The 7108-nt window shown below is 64.8% G+C and carries 8 protein-coding genes; 7 read left to right on the forward strand and 1 reads right to left on the reverse strand.

The annotated features are described in order from the left end of the window. The first annotated feature begins 17 nt into the window (after window positions 1-17). Window positions 18-890, forward strand: a complete 873-nt coding sequence (gluQRS, locus tag AOQ71_RS12610) for a tRNA glutamyl-Q(34) synthetase GluQRS (protein ID WP_057746898.1) — start codon at window positions 18-20, stop codon at window positions 888-890. Between the two features lie 106 nt (window positions 891-996). Then, window positions 997-2271 (forward strand): ATP-binding protein, encoded by a 1275-nt coding sequence (locus tag AOQ71_RS12615; RefSeq protein WP_057746665.1) that lies wholly within the window; start codon window positions 997-999, stop codon window positions 2269-2271. Here AOQ71_RS12615 and AOQ71_RS12620 read toward each other — a convergent pair. Then, on the reverse strand, window positions 2198-3091 hold the full coding sequence (locus tag AOQ71_RS12620) for a YihY/virulence factor BrkB family protein (RefSeq protein WP_057746668.1): 894 nt from the start codon (window positions 3089-3091) through the stop codon (window positions 2198-2200). The two genes, AOQ71_RS12615 and AOQ71_RS12620, sit on opposite strands and share 74 nt — an antisense overlap. Before the next feature lie 289 nt (window positions 3092-3380). On the opposite strand from AOQ71_RS12620, the gene AOQ71_RS12625 reads away from it, so the two are divergent. From AOQ71_RS12625 to AOQ71_RS12645, 5 genes are all read left to right on the forward strand, one after another. Continuing rightward, window positions 3381-3575: a twin transmembrane helix small protein gene (locus AOQ71_RS12625; protein WP_057746671.1), complete on the forward strand. Its 195-nt coding sequence runs from the start codon at window positions 3381-3383 to the stop codon at window positions 3573-3575. A gap of 88 nt (window positions 3576-3663) precedes the next feature. Beyond that, window positions 3664-4236, forward strand: a complete 573-nt coding sequence (locus AOQ71_RS12630) for a cob(I)yrinic acid a,c-diamide adenosyltransferase (RefSeq protein WP_057746900.1) — start codon at window positions 3664-3666, stop codon at window positions 4234-4236. Window positions 4237-4361: 125 nt separating this feature from the next. After that, entirely contained in the window at window positions 4362-5111 is a 750-nt protein-coding gene (locus AOQ71_RS12635) for an electron transfer flavoprotein subunit beta/FixA family protein (RefSeq protein WP_057746674.1), read from the forward strand. Next, entirely contained in the window at window positions 5111-6061 is a 951-nt protein-coding gene (locus AOQ71_RS12640) for an electron transfer flavoprotein subunit alpha/FixB family protein (RefSeq protein ID WP_057746677.1), read from the forward strand. The genes AOQ71_RS12635 and AOQ71_RS12640 overlap by 1 nt, the downstream gene beginning before the upstream one ends. Before the next feature lie 208 nt (window positions 6062-6269). After that, window positions 6270-7108, forward strand: an 839-nt coding sequence (locus AOQ71_RS12645; RefSeq protein ID WP_157083500.1) for a 3-hydroxybutyryl-CoA dehydrogenase, incomplete at its 3' end; no start/stop codon positions are given.

The following is a 7108-nucleotide window of genomic DNA, read 5'->3' on the forward strand; positions in this document are numbered from 1 at the left end:
ATGACGAGATTCATCTGATGCCGCCACCCGTTTTCCGATTTGCCCCGAGCCCGAACGGCCACCTTCATCTCGGCCATGCTTATTCGGCGCTGCTGAACTTCGACCGCGCGCGGGAGACCGGTGGACGGCTATTGCTGCGCATCGAAGACATCGACGTGGCGCGCTGCCGGCCTGAATATGAGACCGCGATCTACGAAGATCTCGCCTGGCTCGGGATCGCCTGGGAAACGCCAGTGCGGCGGCAATCGGAGCATCTCGCCGACTATCGCGCGGCGCTTGAAAGACTCTCCGCGCTCGGTCTCGTCTATCCAGCCTTTGAGAGCCGCGCCGAGATCGCAAAGCTGGTCTCGGCCCGTGAGGGGGATGGGCCATGGCCGCATGATCCCGATGGCGCTCCACTCTATCCTGGCGATGCGAATTCGCTGCCGGCCGGCGAGCGAGCGCGCCTGATCGCCTCCGGCGTGCCCTATGCCTTGCGCCTCGATATGGCGGCGGCCTGCCGGCAGGTCTCCGGTCTGACCTGGAACGAGCAGGGCGAGGGCCCCGACGGCGAGCGCGGCCTGGTCGCCGCGCGGCCCGAGGCGTGGGGCGACGTGATCCTGGCCCGCAAGGAGACGCCGACCAGCTATCATCTATCCGTGGTGGTCGACGACGCGCTCCAGCAGGTGACCGAGATCGTGCGTGGCCAGGACCTGTTTCACGCCACGTCGGTTCACCGGCTGATTCAGGCTCTGCTCGGCCTGACCGAGCCCATCTATCGCCATCACGGCCTGATTCGCGGCACCGATGGCCGGAAGCTGTCGAAATCGAACCGCTCGACTGGCCTCCGGGAGCTGCGTGCGGCCGGCATCTCGCCCGCTGGCATCCGCACGACCGTGGGATTAGGCTAAGTTTCTCTGGGGGTTAGCACGGCAGTGCCGTGACTCCGGGGTGGCGGCCATGCCATGCTCGCCTTTGAGCCCGGGGGGTTCGAAGCGGAGACTTCGAAGGGGAGCTATGGCGGCGAAAACGCGGGCAGCGCGCACCACGCGAAAGTCCAGGCAGCCGCCTCGGAAGCGGTCCGGGGCGGTCGGGAAAGTGCGCCAGCGCAGCACCGGGAACGTTGCACCCGACGTGATCCAGGCGGCGCTCGCGGCCTTCGCCCACGAGGTTCGGACGCCCCTGACCGGCATTCTGGCGATCAGCGACCTGCTTTCGACCTCCGACCTCGGCGAGCGGGAGCGGCGCTGGGCCGACACCATCAAGGCCGGTGCCGAGCACTTGGCAAACCTCGCCACGCTGTTCGTCGATGCCGCCAAGACCGGCAAGGGTGCCGGCAAGAGCGGCACGCTGCGGCAGGATCTGTTTGATCTGCGCGCGCTTGCCCGCAGCACCGGCGATTCGCTCGCCGGTCGTGCCGCTGCCAAGGGCCTTCAGGCCGAGGTCGATATCTCCGACAAGCTTCCGGGCCTCGTGGTCGGGGATTCCGTTCGCCTCCGCGCCGCACTCGAGAACCTGATCGACAATGCGGTCAAGTTCACGGAGCAGGGGGCCGTCGCCATCTCGGCCGCGCCTTGGCGGCCCGCCAAGGGCAAAGCTAGCGGCAAAGCCAAGGACAAGCACCGGGTCGGCGTCGCCTTCTCTGTCTCCGACAGCGGCATCGGGCTGACCATGGCCGAGATCAAGCGGCTGTTCCGCCCGTTCACCCAGGCCAATGTCACCATCGCCTCGCGCTTCGGCGGCGCCGGGCTCGGTCTGTCCTCGGTCAAGCAGTTGGCCCGTGCGATGGGCGGCGACATTACGGTCGCACCGCGGCGAGGTGGCGGCGCCACCTTCACCCTGACTGTCACGCTCGATGCGGCCGGGCCGGCAAAGGCCGGCAAGACCGAAGGCGGCGAAGCGGAGCCGCTGACATCGCTGCGCGTGCTCAGCGTCGAGGACAATCCATTCGGCCGCGTCGTGCTCAACACGATCCTGACCGAGCTCGGCCATCATGCCGAGTTCATCGGGCGCGGCGAGGATGTGGTGAACAGGCTCGCGCAGGGCGGCTTCGATGCGGTGCTGATGGACATGGTGTTGCCGGGCATCGACGGCGTCGAGGCGATCAGACGGGTTCGCAAGATGCAGGCGCCGCTGGCCCGGATCCCGATCATCGGCGTGTCTGGCCGCGGCGAGGATGAGGCGGCCGCGCGCGAAGCCGGCGCCGACGCCTTCCTCGTCAAGCCTGTGTCCCCGCGGGCGTTAGCGATTGCGCTGCTTGAAGCGACACGCCGTGAGGAAGTCGCGATTTGATGATCGCGGCGTTGAGTTCGCCGCCGAAGACGAAGATCGCGGCAATGAAATACAGGAACACCAGCGCGATGATGACCGAGGCGAGTCCCGCATACATCGTGACGTAATTGTTGGCGAAGCGCGCCAGGTATTGGCCGAACACGATGCCCGAGATCAGCGATGCCACCATGGTGAAGACGATGCCGGGCAGGATCTGAAGGAAGCTGCGCCGTCCCGCCGGCAGCCAGGCGTGCAGGATGAACAGCGCCACCACCAAAGCGGCGATAGTGATGCCATAGCGAAGCCAGGTGAGGATGCTCTCGTTGGATTCGACGAACAGCGGAATGTGCCGCCGGGCAGCTGCGATGAGCAGCGGTCCGAGCACGATCAGGAATGCCATGGCGAGCGCAGTGAACGCCGCCACCAGCGTGTAGCCGATCGATTCCAGCCGGAGCCAGTACCAGCGCCGCATCTCCACCACGGCATAGGCACGGTTGAGTGCAACCCGGAGTGCCTCGACGCCATTCGAGGCGAAATAGACCGACAGCACCGCGCCGATGGTCAGCACGCCGGAGCGGGTCGTCGTCAGCACGTCGTGCACCTCGCCCGAAATCGAATCGGAGACCTGTTTGGGCCAGACCTGAAGCATCAGGCTGGCGGCCTGGTCGGCGAGCTCCTTGGAGCCAAAGAAGCCGGCCAGCGACGTCAGCACGATCAGGAACGGGAACAGCGCCATCAGCGTCGACAGCGCGATATGGCTCGCGATCGCCCAGCCGTCGTCGGCCAGGAACGTGTAGAAGGCGTCCTCCACGATGACATAGATGGTGCGAACGGCTTTCACGATAGCTGCACCGCTGTCGCTGCTCCTTCGCCCCGCTTGCGGGGAGAGGTAGGAAAGGCTGGCGGTCGAGGCAAATCGGAAGTCATGTCGCCAGCTTCTGATATTCTTGGCCCAAAAGCCAGATCGCGAAGCGCCTCGCCGTCATTCCGGGGCGCGCGCAGCGCGAGCCCGGAATCCATCGGGCCGCAACGCAGCTGGAGGAATGGATTCCGGGCTCGATGCTTCGCATCGCCCCGGAATGACGGCCGGGGAGATGGCGGAGCGCCGCACACGGTGTTATCACCCCCAAATGGCATCTCTCCTGAGTACTTTCATCCTGCCGATTGCCGTGGCCGCCGTGGCGGTGGTGCTGCTGCTCGGCCTCGTCAACATGATGCGCGGCGGCTCGCCCAACACGTCGCAGAAATTGATGCGCTGGCGCGTGCTGCTGCAGTTCATCGCGATCGTCATTGCCATGGTCGCGGTCTGGGCGATGGGGCGATAGGGCATGATCCGGACCCGAAGGGCCGCGCTTGCGCAAGGCGTGAAGCGGTTTTCCGATGAGATCATGCCCGAAGAACAAGGACACTCTCATGGTTGTTCTGAACCGCATCTATACGAAGACCGGTGACGACGGCACGACAGCGCTCGGAACCGGCGAGCGCCGTCCGAAATATGATCGGCGCATCGCAGCCTACGGCACCGTCGACGAGACCAATGCCGCAATCGGCGTGGCGCGCCTTCACACCAAGGATGCACTGGTGCTCGATGCGATGCTCGGCCGCATCCAGAATGATCTGTTCGATCTCGGCGCCGATCTCGCGGTGCCCGAACGGGACGGCAAAGCGGAGCGGCTGCGGGTGGTGGCGGGTCAGGTCGAGCGGCTCGAGCACGACATCGACGCGCTCAACGACAAGCTGGCGCCGCTCACCTCTTTCGTGCTGCCGGGCGGCACGCCGGCCGCCGCCTATCTCCATGTCGCGCGCACGATATGCCGCAGGGCGGAACGCATGATGGTGGAGCTGGCAGCCCAGCCCGGCGAGCCCGTAGGCGCCGCTGGCATCCAATATATGAATCGCCTGTCGGACTTCCTGTTCGTGGCCAGCCGCGCCGCTAACCATGATGGCGCCGGCGACGTGCTCTGGGTTCCGGGGCAGAATCGCTGACCCATTGAGATCAGCATTTCAGGGGACTAAAATTAGGCCCTACGCGCGTTGACCGGGCCGGGTCAGGCCTTTAGGTTCCGCGCCAGTTGAAATACCCCCCTCCCAAATTGAGTGAAAGAGGATCGATGAAGGTCTTAGTGCCGGTAAAGCGGGTGGTCGATTACAACGTCAAGGTCCGCGTCAAGGGCGATGGATCGGGCGTTGAACTCGCCAACGTCAAGATGTCGATGAACCCCTTCGACGAAATCGCGGTCGAGGAAGCGCTGCGTCTGAAGGAAGCCGGCAAGGCGACCGAAGTCGTGGTGGTCTCCATCGGGCCGGCGCAGGCATCGGAGACGATCCGCACCGGTCTTGCGATGGGCGCCGATCGCGGCATCCTGGTGAAGGCCGAGGGCACCGTCGAGCCGCTCGCCGTCGCCAAGATCCTGAAGAAGGTTGCTGAAGAAGAGCAGCCTGGCCTGATCATCCTCGGCAAGCAGGCGATCGACGACGACAGCAATCAGACCGGCCAGATGCTGGCTGCGCTGCTGGGTTGGGCGCAGGCGACGTTTGCCTCGAAGCTCGAGGTCGAAGGTTCGGATTTCAAGGTCACCCGCGAAGTCGATGGCGGCCTGCAGACCGTCAAGCTCAAGGGACCGGCGATCGTCACCACCGATCTGCGTCTCAACGAGCCGCGCTATGCTTCGCTGCCCAACATCATGAAGGCCAAGAAGAAGCCGATCGCGGAGAAGGTCGTCGCCGATTACGGCGTCGACGTCACTGCGCGCCTCGAAGTTCTGAAGACGGCTGAGCCTGCGGGCCGCAAGGCCGGCGTCAAGGTGAAGGACGTCGCCGAGCTGGTGTCGAAGCTCAAGAACGAAGCCGGGGTGCTCTGATGACTGCGCTATTGATTGCTGAACACGAACACGAGGTCCTCAAGGACTCCACCAACAAGGCGCTGACCGCGGCCTCTCAGCTCGGCGGCGACGTCCACGTGCTGGTCGCCGGTGGCGGGCAGGGCACCAAGGCTGCCGCCGAAGCGGCCTCGAAGCTCGCCGGTGTCGCCAAGGTGCTGGTGGCTGAAGGCGAGGCCTACGCGCACGATCTCGCCGAGCCGCTGGCCGCGCTGATCGTCTCGCTGGCCCCGTCCTATGACGCGATCGTCGCGCCCGCGACCTCGCGCTTCAAGAACGTGATGCCGCGCGTCGCAGCTCTGCTCGACGTCATGCAGGTCTCGGAGATCATCAAGGTGGTCGCGCCCGACACTTTCGAGCGTCCGATCTATGCCGGCAACGCCATCCAGACGGTGAAGTCGAAGGATGCCAAGAAGGTCATCACGGTCCGGACCTCGACCTTCGCGGCGGCGGCGGCCGGTGGCAGCGCGCCGGTTGAGAGCGTCGCGGCCGCGGCCGATCCCGGCCTGTCGACCTTCGTCGGCGAGGAGGTTGCCAAAAGCGACCGTCCGGAGCTGACCTCGGCCAAGATCATCGTTTCCGGTGGCCGCGCCATGCAGAGCCGCGAGAACTTCGCCAAGTACATCGAGCCGCTTGCCGACAAGTTAGGGGCCGGTGTCGGTGCCTCGCGCGCGGCGGTCGACGCCGGCTATGCGCCGAACGACTGGCAGGTCGGCCAGACCGGCAAGGTCGTCGCCCCCGAGCTCTACGTCGCGGTGGGCATTTCCGGTGCCATCCAGCATCTGGCCGGCATGAAGGACTCCAAGGTGATCGTCGCGATCAACAAGGACGAGGATGCGCCGATCTTCCAGGTGGCTGATTACGGCCTTGTCGCCGACCTCTACCAGGCGGTTCCGGAGCTGACCGCCGAACTCGGCAAGCTCGGCAAGTAAAACCCCATAAAAACACCGGCCGGAGGTATAAACTCCGGCCGGTGTTTCATTTCTGAGGCGTTTTCTTTGGCGTGGGGCACGCCTTTGAAGCGATCCAATCTAGGTTTCGAGCCAAGGTTCTGATTAAATCGGGCTTCTGGTCAAATCAGACCTCCTGGCTCAGGGGATAGGCAGGCGCGATATGCGCGCCGTTCCGGTGGATGGCATTATGGCGGCAGTGATCAAGAAGGTCGGCGTGATCGGCGCGGGTCAAATGGGCAACGGCATCGCGCATGTCGCGGCCCTGGCCGGCTTCGACGTGGTGCTCAACGACGTCTCGGCCGACCGCCTGAAGTCAGGCATGGCCACCATCAACGGCAATCTGGCGCGGCAGGTCTCCAAGAAGGCCGTCACTGAGGACGACAAGACCAAGGCAATGGCGCGCATCAAGCTCGCCGAGAAGCTGGACGACCTCGCCGACTGCGATCTCGTGATCGAGACCGCGGTCGAGAAGGAAGAGGTCAAGCGCAGGATCTTCCACGACCTTTGCGCGATTCTGAAGCCGGAGGCGATCGTCGCCTCCGACACATCCTCGATCTCGATCACCCGCCTTGCCGCCGCCACGGACCGGCCCGAGCGCTTCATCGGCATTCACTTCATGAATCCGGTGCCGCTGATGGAGCTGGTGGAACTGATCCGCGGCATCGCCACCGACGATGCGACCTTCGAGGCGTCCAAGGAATTCGTCGCCAAACTCGGCAAGCAGGTCGCTGTCTCCGAGGATTTCCCGGCCTTCATCGTCAACCGCATCCTGCTGCCGATGATCAATGAGGCGATCTACACGCTGTATGAAGGCGTCGGCAATGTCGAGGCGATCGACGCGGCGATGAAGCTCGGGGCGCACCATCCGATGGGCCCGCTGGAGCTTGCCGATTTCATCGGTCTCGATACCTGCCTGTCGATCATGCAGGTGCTGCATGAGGGCCTTGCCGACTCCAAGTATCGCCCGTGCCCGCTACTGGTGAAATACGTCGAGGCCGGCTGGCTCGGCCGCAAGACCCAACGCGG

It is taken from the genome of Bradyrhizobium manausense (assembly GCF_001440035.1).
Lineage (GTDB): Bacteria > Pseudomonadota > Alphaproteobacteria > Rhizobiales > Xanthobacteraceae > Bradyrhizobium > Bradyrhizobium manausense.